General features: G+C 70.0%; 26 protein-coding genes. 11 read left to right on the top strand and 15 right to left on the bottom strand.

Translation table 11 applies throughout. The annotated features are described in order from the left end of the window. Positions 1 to 548: 548 nt before the first annotated feature. Genes qcrB through ctaE form a run of 4 tightly spaced genes read right to left on the bottom strand, consistent with a single transcriptional unit; the run spans position 549 to position 4,765 of the window. Complete coding sequence (gene qcrB / locus ACQPZX_RS09410; protein ID WP_433377246.1) at positions 549 to 2,168, bottom strand: cytochrome bc1 complex cytochrome b subunit; 1,620 nt, start codon at positions 2,166 to 2,168, stop codon at positions 549 to 551. Next, entirely contained in the window at positions 2,165 to 3,262 is a 1,098-nt protein-coding gene (gene qcrA / locus ACQPZX_RS09405; protein WP_433377243.1) for a cytochrome bc1 complex Rieske iron-sulfur subunit, read from the bottom strand. Before qcrA ends, qcrB begins: the two co-directional genes overlap by 4 nt. Then, positions 3,259 to 4,116, bottom strand: coding sequence for a cytochrome bc1 complex diheme cytochrome c subunit (gene qcrC / locus ACQPZX_RS09400; RefSeq protein ID WP_433377240.1), 858 nt, complete (start codon positions 4,114 to 4,116; stop codon positions 3,259 to 3,261). The genes qcrA and qcrC overlap by 4 nt, the downstream gene beginning before the upstream one ends. Positions 4,117 to 4,165: 49 nt before the next feature. Then, positions 4,166 to 4,765 carry an aa3-type cytochrome oxidase subunit III gene (gene ctaE, locus ACQPZX_RS09395; RefSeq protein ID WP_433377237.1) on the bottom strand — a complete coding sequence of 200 codons (600 nt, stop codon included), beginning with the start codon at positions 4,763 to 4,765 and terminating at the stop codon, positions 4,166 to 4,168. 106 nt (positions 4,766 to 4,871) lie between these two features. Here ctaE and ACQPZX_RS09390 point away from each other — a divergent pair, with 106 nt between their 5' ends. From ACQPZX_RS09390 to ACQPZX_RS09375, 4 genes are all read left to right on the top strand, one after another. Continuing rightward, complete coding sequence (locus ACQPZX_RS09390) at positions 4,872 to 5,843, top strand: cytochrome c oxidase assembly protein (protein WP_433377234.1); 972 nt, start codon at positions 4,872 to 4,874, stop codon at positions 5,841 to 5,843. 51 nt (positions 5,844 to 5,894) lie between these two features. Further along, a complete protein-coding gene (locus ACQPZX_RS09385; RefSeq protein WP_433377231.1) occupies positions 5,895 to 6,332 on the top strand; it encodes a hypothetical protein in 438 nt (145 codons plus the stop codon). A gap of 38 nt (positions 6,333 to 6,370) precedes the next feature. Next, positions 6,371 to 7,429 carry an anthranilate phosphoribosyltransferase gene (gene trpD, locus ACQPZX_RS09380; protein WP_433377228.1) on the top strand — a complete coding sequence of 353 codons (1,059 nt, stop codon included), beginning with the start codon at positions 6,371 to 6,373 and terminating at the stop codon, positions 7,427 to 7,429. 101 nt (positions 7,430 to 7,530) lie between these two features. Beyond that, a complete protein-coding gene (locus ACQPZX_RS09375; RefSeq protein ID WP_433377225.1) occupies positions 7,531 to 7,740 on the top strand; it encodes a hypothetical protein in 210 nt (69 codons plus the stop codon). A 213-nt stretch (positions 7,741 to 7,953) separates the two neighbouring features. Here the strand turns inward: ACQPZX_RS09375 and ACQPZX_RS09370 are convergent, their stop codons facing one another. Both ACQPZX_RS09370 and ctaC read right to left on the bottom strand, forming a co-directional pair. Next, on the bottom strand, positions 7,954 to 8,379 hold the full coding sequence (locus tag ACQPZX_RS09370; RefSeq protein ID WP_433377222.1) for a cytochrome c oxidase subunit 4: 426 nt from the start codon (positions 8,377 to 8,379) through the stop codon (positions 7,954 to 7,956). A 10-nt stretch (positions 8,380 to 8,389) separates the two neighbouring features. After that, positions 8,390 to 9,244, bottom strand: a complete 855-nt coding sequence (gene ctaC / locus ACQPZX_RS09365; RefSeq protein ID WP_433385122.1) for an aa3-type cytochrome oxidase subunit II — start codon at positions 9,242 to 9,244, stop codon at positions 8,390 to 8,392. Positions 9,245 to 9,502: 258 nt separating this feature from the next. On the opposite strand from ctaC, the gene ACQPZX_RS09360 reads away from it, so the two are divergent. Both ACQPZX_RS09360 and ACQPZX_RS09355 read left to right on the top strand, forming a co-directional pair. Further along, positions 9,503 to 10,639: a cysteine desulfurase family protein gene (locus tag ACQPZX_RS09360; RefSeq protein ID WP_433377220.1), complete on the top strand. Its 1,137-nt coding sequence runs from the start codon at positions 9,503 to 9,505 to the stop codon at positions 10,637 to 10,639. Further along, positions 10,636 to 10,848: a sulfurtransferase TusA family protein gene (locus ACQPZX_RS09355; RefSeq protein WP_433377217.1), complete on the top strand. Its 213-nt coding sequence runs from the start codon at positions 10,636 to 10,638 to the stop codon at positions 10,846 to 10,848. Before ACQPZX_RS09360 ends, ACQPZX_RS09355 begins: the two co-directional genes overlap by 4 nt. Here ACQPZX_RS09355 and ACQPZX_RS09350 read toward each other — a convergent pair. From ACQPZX_RS09350 to ACQPZX_RS09335, 4 genes are all read right to left on the bottom strand, one after another. Then, positions 10,841 to 11,341: an AAA family ATPase gene (locus tag ACQPZX_RS09350; RefSeq protein ID WP_433377214.1), complete on the bottom strand. Its 501-nt coding sequence runs from the start codon at positions 11,339 to 11,341 to the stop codon at positions 10,841 to 10,843. The two genes, ACQPZX_RS09355 and ACQPZX_RS09350, sit on opposite strands and share 8 nt — an antisense overlap. Positions 11,342 to 11,376: 35 nt before the next feature. Next, positions 11,377 to 12,351 carry a carbohydrate kinase family protein gene (locus ACQPZX_RS09345; protein WP_433377212.1) on the bottom strand — a complete coding sequence of 325 codons (975 nt, stop codon included), beginning with the start codon at positions 12,349 to 12,351 and terminating at the stop codon, positions 11,377 to 11,379. A 122-nt stretch (positions 12,352 to 12,473) separates the two neighbouring features. Continuing rightward, positions 12,474 to 12,842 carry an iron-sulfur cluster insertion protein ErpA gene (erpA, locus tag ACQPZX_RS09340; RefSeq protein ID WP_433377209.1) on the bottom strand — a complete coding sequence of 123 codons (369 nt, stop codon included), beginning with the start codon at positions 12,840 to 12,842 and terminating at the stop codon, positions 12,474 to 12,476. A gap of 90 nt (positions 12,843 to 12,932) precedes the next feature. Then, complete coding sequence (locus ACQPZX_RS09335; protein WP_433377206.1) at positions 12,933 to 14,036, bottom strand: glycerate kinase family protein; 1,104 nt, start codon at positions 14,034 to 14,036, stop codon at positions 12,933 to 12,935. 60 nt (positions 14,037 to 14,096) lie between these two features. Here ACQPZX_RS09335 and nadA point away from each other — a divergent pair, with 60 nt between their 5' ends. The 3 genes from nadA to ACQPZX_RS09320 all read left to right on the top strand — a co-directional run bounded on the left by nadA (position 14,097) and on the right by ACQPZX_RS09320 (position 17,509). Then, positions 14,097 to 15,275: a quinolinate synthase NadA gene (gene nadA / locus ACQPZX_RS09330; RefSeq protein ID WP_433377203.1), complete on the top strand. Its 1,179-nt coding sequence runs from the start codon at positions 14,097 to 14,099 to the stop codon at positions 15,273 to 15,275. 199 nt (positions 15,276 to 15,474) lie between these two features. After that, positions 15,475 to 16,830: a UDP-N-acetylglucosamine 1-carboxyvinyltransferase gene (murA, locus tag ACQPZX_RS09325; protein WP_433377200.1), complete on the top strand. Its 1,356-nt coding sequence runs from the start codon at positions 15,475 to 15,477 to the stop codon at positions 16,828 to 16,830. A 61-nt stretch (positions 16,831 to 16,891) separates the two neighbouring features. Then, entirely contained in the window at positions 16,892 to 17,509 is a 618-nt protein-coding gene (locus ACQPZX_RS09320) for a DUF3043 domain-containing protein (protein WP_433377198.1), read from the top strand. Positions 17,510 to 17,573: 64 nt separating this feature from the next. On the opposite strand, the gene ACQPZX_RS09315 is transcribed toward ACQPZX_RS09320, so the two are convergent. Both ACQPZX_RS09315 and ACQPZX_RS09310 read right to left on the bottom strand, forming a co-directional pair. Then, positions 17,574 to 17,882 (bottom strand): AzlD domain-containing protein, encoded by a 309-nt coding sequence (locus ACQPZX_RS09315; protein WP_433377195.1) that lies wholly within the window; start codon positions 17,880 to 17,882, stop codon positions 17,574 to 17,576. Then, complete coding sequence (locus tag ACQPZX_RS09310) at positions 17,876 to 18,682, bottom strand: AzlC family ABC transporter permease (RefSeq protein ID WP_433377193.1); 807 nt, start codon at positions 18,680 to 18,682, stop codon at positions 17,876 to 17,878. The genes ACQPZX_RS09315 and ACQPZX_RS09310 overlap by 7 nt, the downstream gene beginning before the upstream one ends. A 66-nt stretch (positions 18,683 to 18,748) precedes the next feature. On the opposite strand from ACQPZX_RS09310, the gene ACQPZX_RS09305 reads away from it, so the two are divergent. Continuing rightward, positions 18,749 to 19,357 carry a helix-turn-helix domain-containing protein gene (locus ACQPZX_RS09305; RefSeq protein WP_433377191.1) on the top strand — a complete coding sequence of 203 codons (609 nt, stop codon included), beginning with the start codon at positions 18,749 to 18,751 and terminating at the stop codon, positions 19,355 to 19,357. 59 nt (positions 19,358 to 19,416) lie between these two features. Continuing rightward, on the top strand, positions 19,417 to 21,312 hold the full coding sequence (locus tag ACQPZX_RS09300) for an acyl-CoA dehydrogenase family protein (protein ID WP_433377188.1): 1,896 nt from the start codon (positions 19,417 to 19,419) through the stop codon (positions 21,310 to 21,312). On the opposite strand, the gene ACQPZX_RS09295 is transcribed toward ACQPZX_RS09300, so the two are convergent. Genes ACQPZX_RS09295 through ACQPZX_RS09285 form a run of 3 tightly spaced genes read right to left on the bottom strand, consistent with a single transcriptional unit; the run spans position 21,300 to position 23,888 of the window. Continuing rightward, positions 21,300 to 22,247 carry an ABC transporter ATP-binding protein gene (locus tag ACQPZX_RS09295; RefSeq protein WP_433377185.1) on the bottom strand — a complete coding sequence of 316 codons (948 nt, stop codon included), beginning with the start codon at positions 22,245 to 22,247 and terminating at the stop codon, positions 21,300 to 21,302. The genes ACQPZX_RS09300 and ACQPZX_RS09295 overlap by 13 nt on opposite strands. Next, positions 22,244 to 23,044 (bottom strand): ABC transporter permease, encoded by an 801-nt coding sequence (locus ACQPZX_RS09290; protein WP_433377183.1) that lies wholly within the window; start codon positions 23,042 to 23,044, stop codon positions 22,244 to 22,246. The genes ACQPZX_RS09295 and ACQPZX_RS09290 overlap by 4 nt, the downstream gene beginning before the upstream one ends. Continuing rightward, the gene (locus tag ACQPZX_RS09285) at positions 23,037 to 23,888 is read right to left on the bottom strand and encodes an ABC transporter permease (protein ID WP_433385119.1); all 852 of its coding nucleotides are present in this window, start codon (positions 23,886 to 23,888) and stop codon (positions 23,037 to 23,039) included. The genes ACQPZX_RS09290 and ACQPZX_RS09285 overlap by 8 nt, the downstream gene beginning before the upstream one ends. Between the last annotated feature and the right edge of the window lie 1,186 nt (positions 23,889 to 25,074).

Genomic DNA, 25,074 nt, shown 5'->3' with positions numbered 1-25,074 from the left:
ACCGCGCCACCGCGCCTGTGATGATTTGCCGCGCGCACCGCGCCCGAACTCATCAAGGTCGCGCCGCCAGCAAGCGCCCGGCAAGCACGCGAGCCCGCCAGGCCGGCAAGCGCGGGCAGGCGCCGAGAACAGGATGGGGAAATGCCGCGCGCACCGCGCCCAAACTCATCAAGGTCGCGCCGCCAGCAAGCGCCCGGCAAGCACGCGAGCCGCCAGGCCGGCAAGCGCGGGCAGGCGCCGCGAACAGGATGAGGAAATGCCGCGCGCACCGCGCCCGAACTCATCAAGGTCGCGCCGCCAGCAAGCGCGCGGACCGCGCGGACTGCGAGGCCGGCGACCGCGCTGACCGCGAGGCCGACGCGGTGCGCGGGATGGGGAAATGCCGCGCGCACCGCGCCGGAACTCATCAAGGTCGCGCTGCCTGCGACGGCGCGGGCGCGGGATGGGGAATTGGCGCGCGCTGTGCGCCGGAACTCATCAAGGTCGCGGGCTGGATCGGGCAAAGCAAAAGGGCCCGCCGAAGCGGGCCCTTTGTTCGTTGCTCTGGCTCAGCGGCCCGAGGTGATCTCCTCGCGCTCGTCCTTGGCGGTCACCGGCGGCATGCCCGGGGAGACCGGAGCCTCGGCCGGCTTCTCGACCGGGAAGAAGAAGCCCTTGATGGCGGGAGCCAGGGCGCCCACGCGGTTCATCTTCTTCGGGACCACCCAACCGCCGTACTCCAGCGGGAGCGGGTGGCCGTGGTCGTCGACCGGGCCCAGTGGCTGGTGCACCTCGATGAACTGGCCGTTCGGGAGGCGGCGGATGATGCCGGTCTCCACGCCGTGTGCCAGGACCTCGCGGTCGTGCTGCTGGAGGCCCAGGCAGATGCGGACCGCCAGGAAGTACGCCAGCGGCGGCAGGATCAGCAAGCCGATCCGGCCGGCCCAGGTCATCGCGTTCAGGCTGATGTGGAACTTGTCGGCGATCACGTCGTTGCCGCCGGACAGCGTCGCCACCAGGAAGAACGTGAAGGCCATCGCGCCGATGCCGGTGCGCTCGGGGTTGTCCCGCGGGCGCTGCAGCAGGTTGTGGATCGACTTGTCCTTGGTACGCCGGGCCTCGATCTGCGGGTAGAACATCGGCACCGTGGTGAGCGCGCCGAGGCCGACCACCGCGGGCCAGAACAGCGGCGGGATGCTGTACCCGTTGCCGATCGGGATGTAGATCTGCCAGTTCGGCATGAGACGGACCAGGCCGTCCATGAACATGACGTACCAGTCGGGCTGCGACGCCGAGGACACCTCGGACGCCCTGTACGGCCCGAACAGCCAGATCGGGTTGATCTGGAACAGGCCCGCCATCAGCGCCACGGTGCCGAAGACGGCCATGAAGAAGCCGCCCTGCTTGAGCGCGTACCGCGGGAACATGCGCTCGCCGACCACGTTGGTGTTGGTCCGCATCGGGCCGGGCCACTGGGTGTGCTTCTGCTTGAACACCAGGGCCAGGTGGATGCTGATCAGCGCGAGCAGGCCGGCCGGGATCAGCAGCACGTGGAGGATGTAGAACCGGCCGATGATCAGCTCGCCCGGGAACTCGCCGCCGAAGATCGAGGCGGAGAGCCAGGTGCCGGCCACCGGGATGGACAGCATGATCGCCGAGGCGATGCGCAGGCCCGTGCCGGAGAGGCCGTCGTCCGGAAGCGAGTAGCCGCTGAAGCCGGCCAGGAAGCCGAGCAGGAACAGCAGAATGCCGATCGCCCAGTTGGCCTCGCGCGGCTTCCGGAATGCGCCGGTGAAGAAGATACGCGCCATGTGCACGACGATCGATGCCACGAACAGCAGCGCCGCCCAGTGGTGCATCTGCCGCAGGAACAGCCCGCCGCGCACCTCGAAGGAGAGGCGCAGCGTCGACTCGTACGCCGCCGACATCTCCACGCCGCGCAGGGCGGGATAGGCGCCCTGGTAGGTGACTTCCTTCATCGAGGGATCGAAGAAGAGGGTCAGGAAGGTGCCGGTGAGCAGCAGGATGATGAACGAGAAGAGCGCGATCTCACCGAGCAGGAACGACCAGTGGTCAGGGAAGACCTTGTTGAGGAGCGCGCGCAGCGGGGTGGCCGCCTGGTAGCGCTCGTCCGCGCCCTTCGCGAGGTTGCCAGGAACCTGCGCGAGGTCGACTTTCCGGCGTTTCATGGCCGCTCCCAGAAATCGGGTCCGACGGTGTCCTTGTAGTCACGTGCCGCGATGAAGAAGCCTTCGTCGTCCACCGTAAGAGGAAGCATGGGCAGTCGACGAGTCGCGGGGCCGAAAATCGGCTGCGCGTTCCGCGTGATGAGGAACTGCGACTGGTGGCACGGGCACAGCAGACGGTTGGTCTGCTGCTCGTACAGGCTCGCCGGGCAGCCCGCGTGCGTGCAGATCTTCGAGTACGCGACGTAGTCGCCCCACATCGAACCCTTGTTGCGGGGGTCGGCGTCCGCGTTCGCCCGGGCGAGCTCGGCGTCGTCCGGCCGGAGGTGGATCAGCAGGGTCGGCGAGTCGGCCCACTCGTTGGTGGCGCCGCCGGGGATGCCGGGGAAGACCGTCATCTGACCGCCGGTGCTGACGTCCTCGGGACGGATCGGCGTGCCGTCGTCGCGGGTCAGCCGCACCTGCTTGCCGTCGTTGAACGCCGAGTTGAAGCCCGTCGAGAACATCATCGGCGGGTCGTCCTTGTGCGGGTTCTCGATCAGCCCACCGATCAGCGGCGCCGCGGCGGCCAGCCCGATCGGCGCCAGGCCGAGAGCGATCGCGCCCTTGAGCAGCGGCCGGCGCTGCACGCCCTGGCCGAGCTCGTCGGCCACGAAGAGCATCGTCTGGCCGGTGATGATCTGTTCCTGCGTCGGCGAGCCACCGTCGTGCCGCTTCTGGATCGACACCTCGTGCGGCAGCAGCTTCTTGGCCCAGGCCAGAATGCCGAAGCCCACCCCGAAGAGCGAGATCCCCAGCGTGATGCCGAGCAGCGGCGTGTAGTAGTCGCTCTTCGCGTCGCCGAGCTCGAACGCCCACGGCCACCAGATGTAGAAGCCCAGGAACGCCAGGCCGGCGATGCCCGCGATGAAGAACAGCAGCGCGATGTTGCGGACGACGCGCTTCTCCGCCTTCGAGTCGGTGCCATGGAACTGCGACTCGTACGTGACGATCTCGATCTCGTCGCGCCGGGCGCCTTCCTTCATGATCTCGAACCGGGTCAGGCGCGGGTCGGTGACGTCGACCGCGTCCTGCTCGTCGTGGTGCACAGTCGTCATGACTTCCCCGCAATCCACAGCGCCGTGAAGACCAGGATCGTGATGCCCACCGCGAAGATCGCGAGACCCTCGGTGACCGGGCCGTAGCGACCGAGGTTGAACAGGCCGCCCGGGTCCTTGTCCTGCTGGAGCTGCACCGTGACGTACGTGATGATCTCGCGCTTCTCTTGCGGCGTGAGTTCATTGTCGCCGAAGACCGGCATGTTCTGCGGACCGGTCAGCATCGCCGCGTAGAGGTGCTCGGGGCTGACGTCGTGCAGGCTCGGCGCGTACTTGCCGGAGGACAGCGCGCCGCCGGCGCCACCGTAGCTGTGGCAGGACGTGCAGTTGACGCGGAACAGCTCACCGCCGCGCGCGAGCGCCTCCGGGTTCTCGTTGAGATCCTCGGTGAACTTGCCGTCGGCCGGCAGCTCGGGACCCCCACCGAGCTCCTGGATGTACTGACCCAGCTGCTTGGTCTGGGTCTTGTCGAACGCCGGCTTCTTCTCCTCGGCCTGCGCCTCCTGGCGGGTCATCGGCATGCGGCCGGTGCCCACCTGGAACTCCACGGCCGCGGAGCCGGCGCCGATCAGGCTCGGACCCCGGCCCTCCACGCCCTGCGCGTCGCGCCCGTGGCAGGTGATGCAGCTGTTGTCGTACAGCTGCTTGCCCTCTTGCGCGGTCGCGGAGAGCTGCACGTTGTCCTCGGCGAAGGCGCCGGGGGCGAACGCGGTGTACACGCCGCCGGCGAGCGCGAGCGCGGCGAGCATGCGAACCGCCGCACCGATACGCCGGCGCGCCCGGCTCGGCGCACCACGCCGCCGGGCCAGCACACCCCTAAAACGCCGGCGCCCGGCGGGGGATCCTGAAGTCATCAGCTGTGTCCCTCTGGGTTTTGACCTGAAGCTCATGGACGGACGCGGGTCACTGAAGCCAATAGATCATGGCGAACAGCGCGATCCACACGATGTCCACGAAGTGCCAGTAGTACGACACGACGATCGCCGACGTCGCCTGCGCCGGCGTGAACCGGCCCATGGTCGTACGGATCATGTAGACGATGAAGGCGATCAGACCACCGGTGACGTGCAGGCCGTGGAAGCCGGTCGTCAGGTAGAACATCGAGCCGTAACCGTCGCCGTTGAGCTTGATGCCCTCGTGGACCAGGTTCCGATACTCGTTCGCCTGGCCCAGCACGAAGGCCAGGCCCATCACGAAGGTGATGGTGAACCAGCGCCGCAGCCCGTACACGTCGCCCTTCTCCGCCGCGAAGACGCCGAGCTGGCAGGTGACCGAGGAGAGCACCAAGATCACCGTGAAGGTGGTCGCGTACGGGAGCTTGAGCTCCGGCGTGTGCTCTCGCCACATGTCGTAGTCCGCGGCGCGGATGGAGAAGTACATGGCGAACAACGCCGCGAAGAACATGAGTTCGCTGGAGAGCCACACGATCGTCCCGACGCTGACCATGTTGGGTCGGGTCAGCGAGTGGATCCGGCTCTTGTCGATGGCTGGGGCCGCTGTCACGGGCTCATTATTGCCCCGCGATCAGTCCAACGTGCCGCGGGGGGCGGAATCCGGCATGTGTCGTGGCCCGGAGTAACGTGCACGGACCGGTTAGGCCTAGCCTCGAGTGGTGCAGCTAGTCGAAACACCCACGCCGCTCGCGGCCGGCGGGGATACTGTCCTTCCGCCGTTCACCGCGGCGTCGATCTTCACCGAGATCCACCTGGCCAGCGTGGTCGCGCTGTTCCTGCTGGTGGCCGCCGCCCTCTACGGCTACGGCGTCTACAAGCTCAGACTCCGCGGCGACCATTGGCCGGCCGGCCGCACGGTGGCGTTCGTCGTCGGTGGACTCGGTTCGATCGCGGCGGTCACGGTGAGCGGCGTCGAGGCGTACGATGACACGCTTCTCTCCGTGCACATGGTCCAGCACATGGTCCTGTCGATGGTCGGACCGATCTTCCTGGCGCTCGGCGCGCCGGTGACGCTGGCCCTGCGCACGCTGCACGGCCCGAGCCGCAAGACGCTGCTCTCGGTGCTGCACAGCCGGGTGGTCCGGATCCTGACGTTCCCGCTGGTCGCGTTCGGCATCTTCGTGGCGAACCCGTTCGTGCTCTATTTCACCGGCCTGTACCGGCAGACCCTCGAGCACGCGTGGCTGCACGAGTTCATCCACGTGCACTTCATCGTCACCGGCTGCCTTTTCTTCTGGCCGCTGCTCGGGCTCGACCCGCTGCCCAACCGCTGGCCCTACCCGGCCCGCGCGCTGCTGATGGTGCTGTCCGTGCCGTTCCACACAGTGCTCGGCCTGACGATCATGCAGAGCAAGACGCTGCTGGCCGGCGACTACTACCCGAACCTGCACCTGACCTGGTCGAACCCCTGGGACGACCAGGTCACGGCGGGTGGCATCCTCTGGGCCGGCGGCGAGATCGTCAGCGTCACGATGCTCGGCATCCTGGTGATGCAGTGGATCAAGCAGTCCGAACGCGAGGCTCGCCGGATCGACCGCGCGCTCGACCGCCAGGAGGCCGAGGAGGCCCGCGCGGCAGCGGCTTCCGCCTCGGCGATCAAGATCACAAACCCCCCGGACGCCGGGTAATCACGTTCGGTACGATCAGTCGGCACCTACGACGTGAACCGAGGCACCCTCATGAGCGACGCACAGGCGGACGTCTACACGGTCCTGCTGTACAGCGACGACCTCGCGGTCCGGGACCGGATCCGGCTGGCGATCGGCACGCGCCCCGCCGCCGACCTCGCGGTCGAGTTCGTGGACGCCTCCACGTGGGAGGAGTGCCGCATCCTGCTCGACCAGTACGAGATCGACCTGATGGTGCTGGACGGCGAGGCGGCGCCCGCCGGCGGCATCGGCATCGCCCGCCAGACCAAGGACGAGTACGCGACTCCCCCGCCGGTCTGCGTGGTGCTGGCCCGCGCCGCCGACCGCTGGCTCGCGGCGTACGCGCAGGTCGACCAGACCCTGACCTACCCGCTCGACCCGGTCACCACGGGCCAGACGATCGCCGCGATGCTGCGCGCCCGCCGCGCCGGCGCGATCCCGCTGGGCACCATGGGCCACCTCGGCTGACTTCTCCCCTTCACAAATCCCCCCCGGAGGGCCCCGCCATGGGCGCACGCACCTGGCCGAACCTGACGAGCGCCCTGCTGCGCGGCGAGGAACTGGAGACCGCCGACACCGCCTGGGCGATGGGCGAGATCATGGGCGGCAACGCCACGCCGGTCCAGATCGCCGGGTTCGCGATGGCGCTGCGCGCCAAGGGCGAGACGCCGGCCGAGCTGGCCGGCCTGGTGGAGGCCATGCTGGCCAGCGCCACCCTGGTCGAGCTGCCGGAAAAGGTGCGCACCGACGCGGTCGACATCGTCGGCGCCGGCGGCGACCGGGCCAACACGGTGAACATCTCGACGATGGCCGCGATCATCACGGCCGCCGCCGGGGTCATCGTGGTCAAGCACGGCAACCGCTCGGCCTCCTCGACGACCGGCACGGCCGACCTGCTCGAGCACTTCGGCATCCCGCTCGACCTGGGCCCCGGTGGCGTCGCGCGGACGGTCTCCGAGGCGGGGATCGGCTTCTGCTTCGCGGCCCGCTACCACCCCGGCATGCGGCACGCCGCGGTCACCCGGCGCGAGCTGGGCGTGCCCACGTTCTTCAACGTGCTGGGCCCGCTGACCAACCCGGCCCGGCCGACCGCCGCCATGGTGGGCTGCTTCGACCCGCGGATGGCGCCGGTGATGGCGGCCGTGTTCGCCCGGCGCGGCGACTCGGCGCTCGTGGTGCGCGGCGAGGACGGGCTGGACGAGTTCACCACGGCCGCCCCGACCCGGGTCTGGATGGCCCGCGACGGCGCCGTCGAGGAGCTCCTGGTGGACGCCGAGGATCTCGGCCTCCCTCGCAGCAAGCCGGCCGACCTGCGCGGCGACGACGCGGCGTTCAACGCCGACGTGGCCCGCCGGGTCTTCTCCGGCGAGCCCGGCCCGGTGCGCGACGCCGTGGTGGTCAACGTGGCGGCCGCCCTCGCCGCGCACGGTGGCTTCCCCGGCGACTTCAGAGACACGCTGCGGGCCGGAATAGCCCGGGCCCAGGACACGATCGACTCCGGGGCCGCCACGGCGCTCCTGGACCGCTGGGTGGCGTCCGCGCAGGCCGCCAAAGCTGCCGAATAACGAAAAGAACCCGGACACGCCGCCGTAATGCGCCGTGATGCCGGATTTCCGTGGCAGCGTCTGAATGGAATTCGGGTAATTCCGACCCCAAGGAGCCACCCGTGTCCGAACGAGAGCTGCGCTGCGTCATCTGCGACGGCGACATGATGTTCGAGGCGCCACCGTGCGCCGACGGCCACGACGACTGCCCCGAGCTGGTCTGCACCCGCTGCGGCGCCGCCGAGGTGGTCGCCCCGATCGTCGTCCACCTCTGGTGGACTCCGCAGAGCCCGCGCAAACACGTCGCGCCCCAGCAACGCCGCGCCGCCTAGAGCCGGCCACAGGGGACTGGGCTGCCGTCACCCCGTCATTTGGGGTGCACAGCACCAGGTAACTGCCCGCGCGATCGCCGCCAATGACGAGAGGCCCGGTTTCCCGACGCCGCGGGGTTTGCGGCGTCGGGAAACCGGGCCTCTCGTCATTGGCCTAAAAGGCGATCGCGCCCGCGGCGCCGGAGGCGACGCCAGCCAGCTCAGCCAGCCAGCTCAGTGCTCGGCGGTGTGCCTCGTGCCGGTGTAGTACTCGAAGATCATGGAGCTTGCTCCGAAGATCACCATGATCAGGCCGGCGGCGATCAGCCACCACATCCAGAACACCAGGCCCAGGCCGGCGACCGAGGCCGCGAGGGCGATGCCGAACGGCCAGTAGCTGCCCGGGCTGAAGAAGCCGATCTCGCCCGCGCCCTCGGCGATCTCGCCGTCCTCGCGGTCCTCCGGGCGCAGGTCGATGCGCCGCGACACGAACCAGAAGAACGTGCCGCACATCGTGCAGAGCAGTCCGGAGAGGATCAGCGCGACCAGGCCGATCCACTCGACCTCGCCGCTCTCCCCGTGGGTCCAGAAGCCGTAGAGCGCGGCCGCCGCGAACAGGAAGCCGGCGACACCGGCGAAGATTTTGTATTCGGTCTTCACGGCGCGTCCCCTACTTTCCGGCTGCCACGGCGTCGTGCTGGTTCCAGCTGTTCGCCTGGCGGCGCGTGTTCAGCGGCTCGGTGGTCACGGCGTACGACTGCTGGCCGGTGAAGCCGATCGCCGCCATGCCCTCCTGGGTGGTGGCGCCGTTCTTGCGGGCGGCGAGGTACTGGTCGAACTTCGCGGGCGAGACCACCACGAGCTCGAACTGCATGAAGGCGTGGTACGTGCCGCAGAGCTCGGCGCACCGGCCGACGTAGCGGCCCTCCCGGTCGAGCGTGACCTCGAACTTGTTGCGCACGTTGCCCGGGAAGACGTCGCGCTTGAACAGCAGCTCCGGCACCCAGAACGAGTGGATGACGTCCTTCGAGGTCTCCTCGAAGCGGATCTTCTCTCCGGTGGGGAGGACCAGCAGCGGGATCACGTCGGCCGAGCCGACGGTCGAGGCGACCGTGTTGGCGTCCTCACCGATGCCGTCGCGGTAGTTGAACTGCCACTGCCACTTGAACGCCACGACCTCGACGACCTGGTCGGGGTTCTTCGACAGCTTGTCCACGTCGGTCTGCACGATCGCGGTGTAGTAGAACAGCACCGCCACCACGAGGATCGGCGTGACCGTGTAGAGGACCTCCATCGGCATGTTGAACCGGGTCTGCACGGGCAGCTCGTCGCCGCGCTTGCGGTACCGGATGATGCACCAGAAGATCAGGCCCCACACGAAGATGCCGACGACCAGCGCCGCGATGACCGAGCCGATCCACAAGTCGTACATCTTGTGCGCCTGCAGGCTGATGCCGTTGCTGGGCCAGCCGAAGTTGCCGAACGCACTCCCGAAGTCCTGGAGCGAACAACCCGAGAGCACCATCAGCAGCCCCGCGCCGCTGAGAGCGAGCCCGGCTGCCCGGACCAGCGCTCGCGACCGTGTGGCCGAACTCTTTGCGCCCACCTGCTTCTGCCTCCCTTAGCAGCGTCGCCCAGCCCGAAAACGGACACGGGCGGCAAGGCGTCACCGACGGTCGCACACTACTCGACCAGGCCCTACCGTCCGGTTCCGGGGGTCGGATCTTCAACGCCTCCGGAAACCGGCCAACATCCGGACGATACCGTTCGCAGGGTGGAATACATGGGCGTTCCCGCCGGAGCGGCGGCCTACATGGACGCGGCCACCGCCGTTCCACTTCATCCGGTGGCGGCCGAGGCGCTGGTCGCAGCTCTGGCCGACGGCTGGGCCGACCCATCGCGCCTCTATTCCGCGAGCCGGCGGGCCCAGCAGCTGAGTGACGCGGCGCGAGCCGCGTTTGCCGATGCATTGACCGTACGTCCGGACGAGGTGTCCTTCTGGTCCTCGGGCACGCAGGCGGCGCAGGCGGCCGTGCTCGGTGGACTCCTCGGGCGCCGCCGCCAGGGCGAGACGCTCGTCCATTCGTCGATCGAGCACTCGGCGGTCCTGCATGCCGCCCACAAAGGTCAGAGCATTGAGGTGGGTGTGGACCGGCTCGGGCGGCTCGACCTGGCCACCTGGGACGAGGCGGTCAGCGCCCCGGGCGTCGCACTGGCCTCGCTGATCAGCGCGAGTCACGAGGTGGGAACGGTGCAGCCGGTCGCCGCGGCGGCCGAGTACTGCGCCGAGGCCGGGGTCCCGCTCTACGTCGACGCGGCCCAGTCGATCGGGCGCGCGCCGGTGCCGCCGGGCTGGTCGATGCTCAGCGCGAGCGCGCACAAGTGGGGCGGCCCGCCGGGAGTGGGCGTGCTGGTGGTGCGCAAGGGTGTGCGGTGGATCTCACCGTATCCACAGGATGATCTATATCGCCCCGGCGCGACCGGCGCCCTCGACCTGCCGGCCGTCGTGGCCGCCGCGGCGAGCCTGCGGGCGGTGCTGGCCCAGGCCCAGGCCGAGGCCGTGCGGCTGAGCGCGCTGGTCGACCGCATCCGCGAGCGGGTCGCCGCGACCGTGCCGGATGTCGAAGTGGTCGGCGATCCGGAGGACCGCCTGCCGCACCTGGTGACCTTCTCCTGTCTCTATGTCGACGGCGAGGCGCTGCTGCACGCGCTGGACCGGGAGGGCTTCGCGGTGTCCTCGGGGTCGAGCTGCACCGCGTCGACGCTGCGGCCGAGCCACGTGCTGGAGGCGATGGGCGTGCTCAGCCACGGCAACGTCCGGATCTCCCTGCACCACGGCACGACGGCCGAGGAGGTCGACCGCTTCCTGACCGTCCTGCCCGGCATCGTGGAGAAGATCAGACGAGAGGCCGGCATGTGATCACGCTCGACTGCCTCGGGCAGAAATGCCCGCTCCCGGTGATCGCCCTCGCCAAACAAATCCGAAATGTCGGAATCGGGGAGGTCGTCAGGGTGCTCGCGGACGACCCCGCGGCCGCCAACGACATCCCGGCCTGGTGCCGGATGAAGGAGCAGGAGTATCTCGGCTCGCCCGAGCCGGACGCCTACGAGGTGCGCAGGCTCAGCTGAGGTACTCGACGACCGGGGCCACCGGGTCCTCGGCCAGGAACGTGTCCACCACCAGGCGCGGGCCAAGATACGGCTCGTACTCCTTCTGCCGCTCCAGGACCCGCACCCAGTCGGGAATCCCGTCGTGGTCGCGGGTGGCGTAGCGGGCCTCGACCCGCCGCCGGTGCTCGGCGTCGTCGCCGCACACCACCTCGACCACACGCAGCGGCACGCCGAGGCGCTCCGCTAGGTCGACCCACAGCTGGCGGGCCGCCTTCACCGGGTTGACCGCATCGATGATCACGTGGTGGCCGATGGCGAGCTGCACCTCGGCCAGCGCGGCGACGATCCCGTACGCGGCGTAGCCCGGCCGCGGCTCGGAGACCTCGTACCGCTGCAACGTGAAATCCACCGTGTCGACGGCGAGCACCGCCGCGGGCAGCTCAGCGGCCACCCGCGCGGCAAGCGTGCTCTTCCCGACGCCGGGCAGCCCGGCGAAGACGGCCAGAACCATCCTTTGGTCTTTCTACTGGGGTTTTCCGCCGCGGGTCAGCTCAAGTACGACTTGATCTCGGCCGCGGCCTCGTCGCCGTACGAGATGGCGAACCGCTTCGCGAAGTCGTCGGTGCGGATGTCGTACTCCTGCGGGCCGACCGACTCGAGGACCAGCGCCGCCACCAGCGAGCCCACCTGGGCGGCCCGCTCGAGGCCCAGCCCCCACGAGACGGCCGCGAAGAAGCCGGCCCGGAAGCCGTCGCCGACGCCGGTCGGGTCCTCGGGGATCACGTCGCGGGCGACCGGCACGTGGATGCGGTCGATCTCGCGGCCGGTGATCTCCACGCCGTCCTTCCCGAGCGTGGTCACCCGGATCTTGACCTGCTCGAGGACCTGGTCGCTGGTGAGGCCGGCCTTGGTCTCCAGCAGCGAGCGCTCGTACTCGTTGGTCAGCAGGTACTCCGCGCCGCTGATCAGGGTCAGCACGTCGCTGCCCTCCATGCGGGCGAGCTGCTGCGACGGGTCGGCCGCGAACTTGAAGCCGCGGCTGCGGCACTCCTGCGAGTGGCGGATCATCGCGGCCGGGTCGTTGGCGCTGATCAGCACCAGGTCGAGGCCGCCGGCGCGGGCGTCGACCGGGCCGAGCTCGATGTTGCGGGCCTCGGACATCGCGCCCGCGTAGAACGAGGCGATCTGGTTGAGATCGTCGTCGGTGGTGCAGACGAAGCGTGCCGTGTGCGCGACCTCGCTGACGTGCACCGAGTCGCAGTCCACCCCGTGCCGCTCGAGCCACGACCGGTAGTCGGCGAAGTCGGCGCCGACCGCGCCCACCAGGATCGGGTGCAGGCCGAGCTTGCCCATGCCGTACGCGATGTTGCTGGCCACGCCGCCGCGCCGGACCACCAGGTCGTCGACGAGGAACGAGAGCGAGACCTTGTGCAGCTGGTCGGCGATGAGCTGGTCGGCGAACCGGCCCGGGAAGTGCATCAGGTGGTCGGTCGCGATCGAGCCGGTAACGGCGATCTTCATGTCGGCCCTCGAGGGTCTGGGGAAACAGGGGGCTTGCTCACGCAGCCTACCGGCACGTTACGCGACGCAGGCCGCCCCGTTAACGGGACGGCCTGCGCAGATGTATCGGGGGTATTCGACGATCAGTGGAACGAGTCGCCGCAGGCGCAGGAGTTCTGCGCGTTCGGGTTGTCGATGGTGAAGCCCTGGGCGTCGATGCGGTCCGCGAAGTCGATCGTGGCGCCGGCGAGGTACGGAGCGCTCATCCGGTCGACGACGACCTCGACACCGCCGAAGTCGTTCACGACATCTCCGTCGAGCGAGCGCTCGTCGAAGAAGAGCTGGTAGCGCAGGCCGGAGCAGCCGCCGGGCTGCACGGCGATACGCAGGCGCAGGTCGTCGCGCCCTTCCTGCTCGATCAGGGCCTTGACCTTCACCGCGGCGACGTCGGTAAGAATGACGCCGGTCGGCGCGGCGGCCTCGGTCGACGGGGTGTGCGCTTCAGTGGTCACTGCGTATCTCCCTGCAACGGTGAAGTCTTATGCAGTACTAGCTAACGCTAGCCCTGTTTTCCCTGATTCCCAATCCGGGTGGCTTTCCTCTCACCTACCCCATTGGGTCGACAGGCGCTCGGCGAGTTCCCGCAGGCCACGGGCGGGCTCGGCCAGGGCGACTTTTTCCGACCCGAAATGGTCGGTCAGCGAGAGGGTCTCGGTGACGCCCGCGGACGCCGCCTCGCGGTAGCCGGTCTCGTTCCGCCCGCAGACCACGACGCAGGGCAGGCCACGGTCGCGGGCGCCGTTGGCGATGCCGGCCACCACCTTGCCGCGCAGCGACTGGTGGTCGAACGACCCCTCCCCCGTGATCACCAGGTCGGCGGCGTCCAGCTCCTTCTCCAGGCCGATCAGGGTGCTGACCAGGCCGATGCCCGAGGTCACCCGGCCGCCGAGGGCGATCAGCGCCGCCCCGATCCCGCCGGCCGCGCCGCCGCCCGGCGCCACCTCCAGGTCCGTCAGGCCGAACGCCTGCTCGAGGACGCCGGCGAACTGCTCGAGCGCGGCGTCCAGCCGGAACACGTCCTCCTCGGTGGCGCCCTTCTGCGGGCCGTAGATCTTGCTGGCGCCGTGCAGGCCGGTCAGCGGGTTGTCGACGTCGGTCGCGGCGACCAGGCGCACGTCGCGCAGCCGGGGAGCGCCGCCGAGCGCGACCGCCGAGCTCAGCGCGGCCCCGCCGTACGGAACGGCGTAGCCCGCGATGTCGACGGGCGCGGCGCCGAGCGCGGCCAGCATGCCCGCCCCGCCGTCGTTCACCGCCGAGCCGCCCAGCCCGATCACCAGCTCCGCCGCCCCGGCCTCGACCGCCGCCATCATCAGCAGGCCCAGGCCGTACGAGGTGGTGGTGTTGGGATTGCGCTCTTCCTCGGTCAGAAGGTGCAGCCCGCAGGCCTGGGCGCTCTCGATGTAGGCCGTGTTGCCGGCCAGCAGGATCGAACCGCGCGCGGGGCGGCCGAGGGGATCGACGGTCTCGGCCGGCAGCAGCGTGCCGCTCAGCGCGTCGGCGAGGACCTCGACGAAGCCGGGCCCACCGTCCGACAGCGGCCGCAGCACCAGATCATCAGGTTTCGACCACCCCGACGCGACGGCCGCGGCGACAGCGGGGGCGGAGAGGGTGCCGGCGAACTTGTCCGGACAGATCAGTACGCGCACGCAAATGAGTGTGGCAGGCCACTGTTCGCGCACAAGATGGGCGTCGCCCGCTGTGCGACGATGACCAATGTGACCTCTACCTGGAGCGAACCCGCCAACACCGCGACCGCCTTGCTTCTGCTGGGCCGTGGCAGCGATCCCGCCTCCGAGCGCGGCGTCGACTGCCCCGGCGATCTCCCCGCGCCGAGCGACCCCGATCTGGTCGCCCGCGCCACCGCCGCCAAGGCCGCGCTCGGCGACCGCGTCTTCGTGCTCGGTCACCACTACCAGCGCGACGAGGTCATCCAGTTCGCCGACGTCACCGGCGACTCGTTCAAGCTGGCCCAGCAGGCCGCGGCCCGGCCCGACGCGGAGTTCATCGTCTTCTGCGGCGTGCACTTCATGGCCGAGAGCGCCGACATCCTGACCACGCCCGCGCAGAAGGTCGTGCTGCCCGACCTGGCGGCCGGCTGCTCGATGGCCGACATGGCCGTGCTCGGGCAGGTCGAGGCCGCGTGGGAGCGCTTCGAGGACCTGGGCATCGCCGGCGACGTCGTCCCGGTGACCTACATGAACTCGTCCGCCGACATCAAGGGCTTCGTCGGCCGCAACAAAGGCGTCGTCTGCACCTCGTCGAACGCGAAGCGGGCCCTGACCTGGTCTTTCGAGCAGGGTTCGAAGGTGTTCTTCCTGCCCGACCAGCACTTGGGGCGGAACACCGCCGTACTCGAAATGGGTTTTGATCTTGATGATTGTGTGCTTTATGACCCGCACAAGCCGGGCGGCGGGCTGACCGACGAGCAGCTGCGCAACGCCCGGATGATCCTGTGGCGGGGGCACTGCTCGGTGCACGGCCGATTCACCCTCGACAGCGTGCGCGAGGTGCGCGAGCGGGTGCCGGGCGTGAACGTGCTGGTCCACCCGGAGTGCCGGCACGAGGTGGTGCGGGCCGCCGACCACGTCGGCTCGACCGAATACATCATCAAGGCCCTGGACGCGGCGCCGGCAGGTTCGGCGTGGGCGGTGGGGACGGAGCTCAATCTCGTACGCCGGATGGCGCTCGCCCACCCGGACAAGCAGATCATGTTCCTCGACCGGACGGTCTGCTACTGCTCGACGATGAACCGGATCGACCTGCCCCACCTGGTGTGGGCGCTCGAGGAACTGGTCGCCGGCCGCGTGCCCAACCAGATCACAGTCGACGAGGACACCGCCCACCACGCCCGCGTGGCGCTCGACCAGATGCTCGCTCTGCCGTAACCGAAAGTAACCATGAAGGCGCTGTCCGAGTGACGGCGCCTTTATGTTGTCTTAATCATCAGCATTTACAGGCACCTTGGGCGATCTGCCGACTTCCCAAGTTGTCACTCAACGCTATGCTTCCCCGGTTGCAGAAACGGGTCCCCCGCCCGTTGATCACTTCGGGCGGCCCCTATCCGCCCGCCGGCTGGAGGTTACGTTGACCGACGATGTCCTGGTCGTGCACGGCGGTGCGCCGCTGCAGGGTCAGATCCGGGTCCGTGGCGCCAAGAACCTCGTCTCCAAGGCGATGGTCGCCGCCCTGCTGGGCGAGACACCGAGCACCTTGTTCGACGTGCCGCGCATCCGCGACGTCGAGGTCGTCCGCGGCCTGCTCGAGCTGCACGGCGTCAAGGTCTCCGACGGCGCGGACGACGGCGAGATCGTCATGGACCCGACGAACGTCGAGTCCGCCAGCACCGACGAGATCAACGTGCACGCCGGCTCGAGCCGCATCCCGATCCTGCTGTGCGGCCCGCTGCTGCACCGCCTCGGCCGCGCGTTCATCCCGGACCTCGGTGGCTGCCACATCGGCCCGCGCCCGATCGACTTCCACATCCAGGCGCTGCGCGAGTTCGGCGCGGTCGTCGACAAGGCCCCCGAGGGCATGCACCTGAGCGCGCCCAACGGCCTCAAGGGCGCCAAGCTCGAGCTGCCCTACCCCAGCGTCGGCGCCACCGAGCAGGTGCTGCTGACCGCCGTACGCGCCGAGGGCGTCACCGAGCTGCGCAACGCCGCCATCGAGCCGGAGATCATGGACCTGATCTGCGTGCTGCAGAAAATGGGCGGCATCATCACGGTGCACACCGACCGGGTCATCGAGATCCAGGGCGTGCCCCGGCTGCACGGGTACGCGCACAAGCCGATCCCGGACCGGATCGAGGCCGCCAGCTGGGCCGCCGCCGCGCTCGCCACCAAGGGCGAGATCGAGGTGCTCGGCGCCCGGCAGGCCGACATGATGACCTTCCTGAACGTGTTCCGCTCGATCGGCGGCGAGTTCCAGATCACCGACGACCGGGTCTCCCGCGCGGGCGTCACCGGCGTCGAGGGCGGCATCAAGTTCTGGCACCCGGGCGGCGACCTGCAGCCGGTGGCCCTCGAGACCGACGTGCACCCCGGCTTCATGACCGACTGGCAGCAGCCGCTGGTGGTCGCGCTGACCCAGGCCCGCGGTCTTTCGATCATGCACGAGACCGTGTACGAGCAGCGGCTCGGCTACACCGACGCGCTCAACCAGATGGGCGCGACGATCCAGGTCTACCGGGACTGCCTCGGCGGCACCCCATGCCGCTTCGGCCGGCGCAACTTCAAGCACTCGGCGGTCATCGCCGGGCCGTCCAAGCTGCACGCCGCCGACCTGGTCATCCCCGACCTGCGGGCCGGTTTCGCCCACCTGATCGCGGCCCTGGCCGCCGAGGGCACCTCGCGCGTCTACGGCGTCGACCTGATCAACCGCGGCTACGAGGACTTCGAGAACAAGCTCGCGGCCCTGGGCGCGCACGCCGAGCGCCTCTGAAATTTGTCGTTATGAGCGGCGCGGTGTGAACCACACCGCGCCGTTTGGCTACTCTCCTAGCGTGCCCTCGCTTTTTCGCCGCAAGTCAGCCGACGTCGCCACTCCCGAGACCGAGGAGGAGGTGACCGACGCGGCTGCCCGCCCCAAGGGCTACACCCCCAGCAAGCGCGAGCTCGGCCAGGCCACGCCGAAGCGGCAGAGCACCGCCCGCAAGGTCAACGCCGAGGCGCCGGCCAACCGCCGCGAGGCCATGAAGCAGATGCGCGAGCGGCAGCGCCAGGAGCGCAGCGAGGCCACCGAGGGCATGCGCGCCGGCGACGAGCGCTACCTGCTCGCCCGCGACCGCGGCGCCGAGCGCAAGCTGGTCCGCGACATCATCGACTCCCGGCGCACGGTCGGCACATGGTTCTTCGGCGGGGCGCTGATCGTGCTGATCGGCTCGACCGTCCGGGTCGGCGTCATCCAGCTCGCCAGCAACCTGCTGTGGGCGCTGCTCGCCATCGCGGTGATCGTCGACAGCGTCCTGATCGCCCGCAAGATCAAGCGGTTGGTCAAGGAGCGCTTCCCCAAGACGGGCCAGCGCATCGGCTCGCTCCAGCTGTACGGCGTGATGCGCGGCCTCACGTTCCGCCGCATGCGCGTCCCGAAGCCCCAGGTCGAACTCGGCGACAAGGTCTGACACACGCCGTCGTCTGAGGCACGCCGTCGTCTAGGGCACGCTGCCGTCTAGGGCACGCTGCCGTCTAGGGCACGCCGGCGAGGCGGAGGAGGGCGGCCGTCGCGGCGGCGGCCAGCACCACCACGACGAAGGGCGCCTTGCGCCAGGCGAGGATGCCGCCGACCAGCACGCCGGCGGGGCGGGCAACTCCGGCGAAATCGGTGCCGGCCATCAGGGCTGCCGTCCCGGCCAGGGCTGCGAGCAGCGCGGCGGCGGCCATCGGGAGCAGGCGCTCGAGGGTGGGCGAGAGCTTGAGTCGGCCACGCAGCAGCACCCCGCCGAGCCGCATGGCGTATGTGCCGACTCCGAGGGCGACGATCGCCGCGATCAGCATGAGAATTCCTGCCCCGATTTATCCCCCGCCGTGGATAAATCGGATTTGTCCGGAAGGGCGGGCGAGGTAGCCGCGCCAGGCTGGGTGGCCACGCCGGACGGGGTGGCCGTGGTGGGCGGGGCGACGGGGCGGCGGCGTGGACGGACCAGGGTGAGCAGGCCGACCAGCGCGCACAGCACCGGGAGGCCTGCTGGGAGGACCGGGGTGAGCAGAACCGCCACGGCGGCGCCGGTGAGGGCGACAACGCGGGTCGTGCGGTCCTTCAGGGACGGCATGATCAGGGCCAGCAGGGCGGCGGGGAAGGCCGCGTCCAGGCCGAGCGCGTCGGGGTTGCCGGTTGCGCCGCCCAGCAGGACGCCGAGGGCGGTGCCGATGTTCCAAGAGGTGAACAACGTGGCGCCGATGATCAGGTAGACGCGCCTGCGGCGTACGGGATCGGGCTCGGCCAGGGTGAAGGCCGCCACCTCGTCGGTCAGGACGTGGCTGCCGATCACGCGGTCTCGCAGGCGCGGGCCCAGCGCGTCGCCGACGGCCAGGCCGAAGGGCAGGTGGCGGGCGTTCAGCAGCAGGCCGGCGAAGACGGCGGCCAACGGGTTGCCGGCGGCCAGCAGGCCCACCGCGAGGAACTGCGAGCCACCGGCGAAGACGACCGTGGACATGAGGAAGGGCACCCACGCCGGCAGGCCGTACGCGATCGCAATGGCGCCGAACGACGCGCCCACCGCAACCATCGCCGCGGCGATTGTCGCCGCGTCCCTCAGCAGGAGGCGGTCGGCGGCCGTTCGCTGTACCGTACGCATGGTTTGAAATACTGAACGCATCCGCTAGCGTTCGTCAAATCGAACGACATGACCGACGGAGCGAACATGCAGCATCCACCTTCGCCCGGGTTCTCCGCGCCGTCCGAAGGACCAGGCGTCGGTGGCGGCGCAGCGCCCCCGCTCGCCACCATCGCCGCGGCCCTGCGCCGCGAACGGGAGCGGGTCGGCATCTCGCTGGCCGAGCTCGCCCGCCGCGCCGGGCTGGCCAAGTCGACGCTCTCCCAGCTCGAGGCCGGCACCGGCAACCCCAGCATCGAGACGCTCTGGTCGCTCGGGGTGGCGCTGGGCGTGCCGTTCAGCCGGCTGGTCGAGCCGCCGCCGACGCAGGTGCGGGTGATCCGGGCCGGCGAGGGGCCGCGGCTGCAGGCCGACGAGGCCGACTTCGTGGCCACGCTGCTGGCGGCCGGGTCGCCGCACACCCGGCGCGACATCTACGTGATGGAGCTCGAGCCGGGCAAGTCGCGGGAGGCAGCCGCGCACATCCCGGGCAGCATCGAGCACATCGTGGTCGCGGCCGGGCGGATCAAGGCGGGCCCGGCCGGCGAGGAGGTCGAGATCGGCCCGGGTGACTATCTGGCCTTTCCTGGCGACGTGGCGCATCACTACGAGGCGCTGGAGAACTCTTGGGCGGTGCTGGTGATGGAGCATCGGTGAGCCGAGGGCTACCGAGAGGTAACACTTGTGGGTAGCGTGGCGGCCTAGGGAGGTCTGCGATGACCGCTACGCAGCGCAACGTCTCCGAACAGCAGGCACGCCAGGTCGCCGAGGCCGCTCGCGAGTCCGAGTGGCGCAAACCCAGTTTCGGCAAGGAGCTCTTCCTCGGCCGGTTCCGGCTCGACCTGATCGACCCGTGGCCCACCGAGCAGCCGCGGCCCGACGCCGACGAGTTCCTCCGCAAGCTCGAGATCTTCGCGCGCGACGAGATGGACGGCCCGCGGATCGAGCGCGAGGACCGGATCCCCGACGAGGTCTTCCAGGGCCTCGCCCGGCTCGGCGCCTTCGGCATGAAGATCCCCAAGGAGTACGGCGGCCTGGGCCTGTCCAACCTGCATTACTGCCGGGCGCTCACGATGGCCGGCTCGGCCAGCGCCTCGGTCGGCGCGCTGCTCTCGGCACACCAGTCGATCGGCGTCCCGCAGCCTCTCAAGCTCTTCGGCACCGACGAGCAGAAGAAGGCGTTCCTCCCCCGGCTCGCGGCCGGCGAGGTGTCCGCGTTCCTGCTCACCGAGCCCGACGTCGGCTCCGACCCGGCGCGGCTGGGCACCATCGCCGAGCCGGTCGACGGCGGCTACAAGCTCAACGGCGTCAAGCTGTGGGCGACCAACGGCACGGTCGCGACCCTGCTGGTGGTGATGGCGCGGGTGCCGGAGAAGGGCATCACCGCGTTCGTGGTCGAGGGCGACTCCGAGGGCATCACCGTCGAGCGGCGGAACTCCTTCCTGGGCCTGCGCGGCCTGGAAAACAGCGTGACCCGCTTCCACGACGTGTTCGTGCCCGCGGCGAACATCATCGGCGGGCCCGGCAAAGGCCTCAAGATCGCGCTGACCACGCTGAACACCGGCCGCCTCTCGCTGCCGGCGATGTGCGTGAGCGCGGGCAAGCGGTCCCTCGCGATCGCGCGCGAGTGGTCGGTGGAGCGGGTGCAGTGGGGACGGCCGGTCGGCCACCACGAGGCGGTGGCCAAGAAGATCGCGTTCATCGCCGCCACCACGTACGCGATGGAATCGATGCTCGATCTCTGCTGCATGATCGCCGATGACGACCGCAACGACATCCGCATCGAGGCGGCGCTGGTGAAGCTGTTCGCCAGCGAGATGGCCTGGCAGGTCGCCGACGAGCTGGTGCAGATCCGCGGCGGCCGGGGCTACGAGCGGGCCGACTCGATCGCGGCCCGCGGCGAACGCGGCGCCGAGGCCGAGCAGCTGCTGCGCGACCTGCGGATCAACCGCATCTTCGAGGGCTCGACCGAGATCATGCACCTGCTGATCGCGCGCGAGGCGGTCGACGCGCACCTCTCGGTCGCCGGCGACATCATCGACCCCGACGCCGGCCTCGGCCGCAAGGGCAAGGCCGCGGTGCGGGCCGGCGGGTTCTACGCGCGCTGGCTGCCGACGCTCGCGGTGGGCAAAGGCCAGGCACCCAGCGCGTACGGCGAGTTCGGGCCGCTCGCGGGTCACCTGCGCTATGTGGAGCGCGCCTCCCGCAAGCTCGCCCGGTCGACGTTCTACGCGATGTCCCGCTGGCAGGGAAAGCTGGAGCGCAAGCAGGGCTTCCTCGGCCGGATCGTGGACATCGGCGCCGAGCTGTTCGCGATGTCGGCGGTGTGCGGACGCGCCCGGGCCGAGCAGGACCACCGTCCGCAGGGCCTCGAGCTGGCCGACCTGTTCTGCCGGCAGGCCCGGCTGCGGGCCGACGCGCTCTTCGACGCGCTCTGGGAAAACACCGACTCGCTGGACGTGAAGGCGGCGAAACGGGTGCTCGACGGCCGCTACACCTTCCTGGAGGACGGCGTCGTCGGCGACACCGGCGGCGAGGCCTGGGTGGGCGGCTGGCAACCCGGCCCCAGCACGGTGCAGGACGTGCGGCGGCGCATCCCTCAAGCGGAGTAGAGGCGCGCCACCACATCCTCGATGTCCGGTTCGACCACCGACAGGTCGCGCACCGAGGCGGCCGCCACCAGCCCGGCGACGGCCGCGCCCGCCGACGCCGAGTCCAGGGCGAAGGTCACCCGGTGGCCGTCCGCCTCGACGCCGGTCAGCGTCGTGCCGGGCAGCTCGAAACCCGCCGGCAGCGGCGCGTCCAGGTCCACGACCAGGCTGCGCCGCGAGCCGTAGCGGGCGTGCAGCGCCTCGATCGTGCCGTCGTGCACCACGCGGCCGTGGTCGATGACGACGAGCCGGTCGCAGAGCCGCTCGATGTCGGCCAGGTCGTGCGTGGTCAGCACCAGCGTCACGTCGCCGGTCGCGCCCAGCTCGGCCAGGAACGAGCGGACCGCCTGCTTGCTCACCACGTCCAGGCCGATCGTCGGCTCGTCGAGGAACAGCACGCCCGGGCCGTGCAGGAGCGCCGCGGTCAGCTCGCCGCGCATCCGCTGCCCGAGCGACAGCTGCCGCACCGGCGTGTCCAGGAACTCGTCGAGGTCGAGCAGCGAGCGGCAGCGGCGCAGCCGGGCCTCGTGGTCGGCCGGCGGCACCCGGTAGATGTGCCGGAGCAGCCGGAACGACTCGCGCAGCGGCAGATCCCACCACAGCTGGGAGCGTTGCCCGAAGACCACGCCGATGCGCAGCGCCAGGCGGGTGCGCTGCGGCACGGGGGTCAGCCCGAACACGCTCACCTCGCCGGAGCTCGGCGTCAGCACGCCGGTCAGCATCTTCAGCGTCGTCGATTTGCCGGCGCCGTTCGGGCCGATGTAGCCGACCATCTCACCCTGCTCGATGGTCAGGCTGACCCCGTCCACGGCCGCCACCGTGCGTTTCTCGCGACGTAGCCGGCCTGCTCTGACCCGTACGGTGAAATCTTTTCGAAGGTCCTGCATTTTGATCATGAGCCGGTGCTCCGATAGTGACGGACCCCATTGCCCCACATCAGCGCCGCGACCCCCACGGCCGGGAGCGCGACCAGCGGCGCCGCATAGCCGGCCCAAGCCGGCAGACCCAGGGGATCGGTCCGGCCGAGGAGCGCCAGCGCCGGCTGATAGGCGACAAAGCCAAAACCGAGGGTGTACGCGAAGAGGTCGCGGAACCAGTCGCTGTAAACCGTGATCGGGTACGAGGTGAAGTCGCGCCCGCCGTAGGTGAAGCCGTTGCCGATCTCCCCCGACTCCACCCACCAGAACGCCAGGCTCGCGGTGAGCACGAAGATCGCCCCGAAGAAGATCGCCGCGCCGATCGGGGCCAGGATCGCCAGCGCCACCCGCGCGGGCGTCCAGTGGATGTGGTTGGCGACCAGCGCCGCGGCGTACACGAAAATGCCGAAAGCGAGCCGCAGAAGCTTGCGCAGCGGGAGATCCATGAAGACAAGCTGGGGCAGCACCCGCAACGGCCGGATCAGGACGGTGTCGAGGGTGCCCATCCGGACGTAGCGCTTGAGATCGTCGATGTTGCCGACGGTCATGTCGGCCAGCACGAAGCCGGCCGCGGTCAGCCCGGTCATCAGGATCGACTCGCTCAGCGTGAAGCCGCCGACCACCGCCGTCGCCCGGAACAGCACGAACACGGTGACCACGTCGAGCACGGTGGCGCCGAGGTTGCTGAGCAGCTCGATCGCGAACGACGTGCGGTAGGCGGTCATCGAGCGCAGCTTGCCGCCGAGCAATGCCCAATATGCAGTTATCTCACCCACCTTGCACCACCAGCTTGCGCTCGGCTCGTCGCTGCACCAGCCTGGCTGCCGCCAGAAGCGCCACCGCCCACGCCATTTGGACGGCGACGAGGCCGGCCTGCATGCCCGGCGGATCGCGCTCGACCAGCACGTCGAGCGGAGTCTGGAGCAGGCTGGGAAACGGGGTGGCCACCCAGAGCGTGACGGCCAGCCACTCCGGCAGCAGGCGCAGCGGGAAGTAGAGGCCGGCCAGCACGCCCGAGCCGAGCGTCCAGAGCACCATCGGGCCGCGGGCGTCGTGCAGCCAATAGGCGGTCGCGTTGACCAGGAAACGGCAGCCGTAGCTTCCGACGACGGCCAGCAGGACCGAGATGGCAAATAACGGGATGGTTTGCCACCGTTGCGGCGTCGCGAACGTGAAGAAGATCGCTCCGACGATCGTCGGCGGCAGGAACCGGGCCAGCATGGCATGACCGGCCCGGCCCAGGTCGGCGGCCAGATAAGCGGTCACCGGCGGCACCGGTCGTAACAGATCGGACGCGACGTCACCGGTGCGGATCCGGTCGGCCAGGTCGGTCCAGCCCCAGATACCGACCACGGTGAGTAGCCCCTGACCCACCCAGACGAATGTGGCGAGCTGCGCCGGGTCGTACCCGCCCGGGCGGCCACCCACCGCGCCGGCCGCTACGGCCAAGAGCACGTAGCAGCGAAGGAAGCCGAAGACTATGTTGGTGAACGATCCGGCTATGGTGGCTTGCCGATAGGTCGCGTAGCGCCGGAAACCCGACCACACCAGTGCACCGAAAGTAGTGATGGAGGCGCGCAACGGACGACCGGGAGAGATCGTCAGCACGCTGGCGTCAATCCCGTCCACGCCGTTAATCTCCTTCCAAACCCCGCAGTGGAGCCGGGAGACTCTACCCGGGTCTCCGGACGGCCACCGCACATTTTTGACGGAGAAGTGGACACAGCCGTGACGGAGCGTTGCCAGCCGCCGGGCCTTTGGGCTGCCCGATGAACGGCTGGAGCTCGCAGATCGGCGAGGAGCGCTGGGGCGACGAGCCCGCGTGGGTCTACGAGATCACCTGGGAGTGGGAGCCGCAGACCCCCGGCCAGCGCTACCCCGGCGACCCGGGGCGGCGCAAGGCCGTGCACACGCCGGTCTACGAAGCCTCGTCCGGCGCTGCTGATGCGGGCGCTCCCGGGCCGACTCCCCCGGCCTCCTGGCAGAGCGGTGAGGACCGGGCGCCGGCCCGCTACGGCCACACGCCGGTGCAGCGGGAGGAGCCGCGGACTTACGATCCGCGGCTGCCGCAGGGCCGCGAGAATCAAAATCGGGACAATATCGGGTACGGGGCGCGCAGCGCGCCCGTCCCGCCGCAGCAACGCGACGAGCCGTCGTGGAACCGCCCCGCCGGGTTGACCGAGCGCCCGCCGCAGGGTGGTCGTCCTGGCTCTCCTTCTGGTCCGCCCCATGGGTCTTCCGGTGCGCCTGCTCATGGGTCTTCCGGTGCGCCTGCTCATGGGTCTTCCGGTGCGCCTGCTCATGGGCCTTCCGGGGCGCCTTCCCATGGGCCTTCCGGTGCTCCCGACCACGGCCGGGCGGCCGCGCCCGATCAGCGGCGGGGTGCGGCGCCGGTTTACGGCCGCCAGCCCGGGCCCGAGGGTCAGTACCGTGATCCGCAGCACCAGGGCCGCCCTCAGCAGCAGTTCCGGCCCGGCCAGGTCAGCCCCGGCGGGCCGCCGGCCTCCCCGGGTGGGCGCGCTTCGGTCGCGCCGAGCTCCGGCCCGGTTCCCGGCGGGAGGCCGCAATCCGCACCGCCCGGCAACCACCAGGCAGGGCCAGGGCATCAGCAGGGCGGCCCCGGGTATCAGCAGGGTGGGCCAGGGCACCAGCAGGCTGGACCAAATCACCAGCAGGGCGGCGGACCCGGGCAGCAGCAGGGTGGGCCGGGGCAGCAGCAAGGCGGACCCGGACACCAGCAGGGCGGGCCGACTCACCAGCAGGGCGGACGGGTGCCCGCGCCCCAGGGCGGGTGGCAGCCTCAGTC

The sequence above is a fragment of the Actinoplanes sp. CA-142083 genome (assembly GCF_050942195.1).
Taxonomy (GTDB): domain Bacteria; phylum Actinomycetota; class Actinomycetes; order Mycobacteriales; family Micromonosporaceae; genus Actinoplanes.
This window is presented reverse-complemented; position numbering and strand designations above follow the sequence as displayed.

Bases quoted from the DNA above. Each gene is read 5' to 3' on its own strand.
- qcrB (WP_433377246.1), bottom strand. From the start codon at position 2,168: ATGAAACGCCGGAAAGTCGACCTCGCGCAGGTTCCTGGCAACCTCGCG.
- qcrA (WP_433377243.1), bottom strand. From the start codon at position 3,262: ATGACGACTGTGCACCACGACGAGCAGGACGCGGTCGACGTCACCGAC.
- qcrC (WP_433377240.1), bottom strand. From the start codon at position 4,116: ATGACTTCAGGATCCCCCGCCGGGCGCCGGCGTTTTAGGGGTGTGCTG.
- ACQPZX_RS09385 (WP_433377231.1), top strand. From the start codon at position 5,895: ATGAGCGACGCACAGGCGGACGTCTACACGGTCCTGCTGTACAGCGAC.
- trpD (WP_433377228.1), top strand. From the start codon at position 6,371: ATGGGCGCACGCACCTGGCCGAACCTGACGAGCGCCCTGCTGCGCGGC.
- ctaC (WP_433385122.1), bottom strand. From the start codon at position 9,244: ATGGTGCTCTCGGGTTGTTCGCTCCAGGACTTCGGGAGTGCGTTCGGC.
- ACQPZX_RS09360 (WP_433377220.1), top strand. From the start codon at position 9,503: ATGGGCGTTCCCGCCGGAGCGGCGGCCTACATGGACGCGGCCACCGCC.
- ACQPZX_RS09350 (WP_433377214.1), bottom strand. From the start codon at position 11,341: ATGGTTCTGGCCGTCTTCGCCGGGCTGCCCGGCGTCGGGAAGAGCACG.
- ACQPZX_RS09345 (WP_433377212.1), bottom strand. From the start codon at position 12,351: ATGAAGATCGCCGTTACCGGCTCGATCGCGACCGACCACCTGATGCAC.
- nadA (WP_433377203.1), top strand. From the start codon at position 14,097: ATGACCAATGTGACCTCTACCTGGAGCGAACCCGCCAACACCGCGACC.
- ACQPZX_RS09315 (WP_433377195.1), bottom strand. From the start codon at position 17,882: ATGCTGATCGCGGCGATCGTCGCCCTCGGAGTCGGCACATACGCCATG.
- ACQPZX_RS09310 (WP_433377193.1), bottom strand. From the start codon at position 18,682: ATGCGTACGGTACAGCGAACGGCCGCCGACCGCCTCCTGCTGAGGGAC.
- ACQPZX_RS09305 (WP_433377191.1), top strand. From the start codon at position 18,749: ATGCAGCATCCACCTTCGCCCGGGTTCTCCGCGCCGTCCGAAGGACCA.
- ACQPZX_RS09300 (WP_433377188.1), top strand. From the start codon at position 19,417: ATGACCGCTACGCAGCGCAACGTCTCCGAACAGCAGGCACGCCAGGTC.
- ACQPZX_RS09295 (WP_433377185.1), bottom strand. From the start codon at position 22,247: ATGATCAAAATGCAGGACCTTCGAAAAGATTTCACCGTACGGGTCAGA.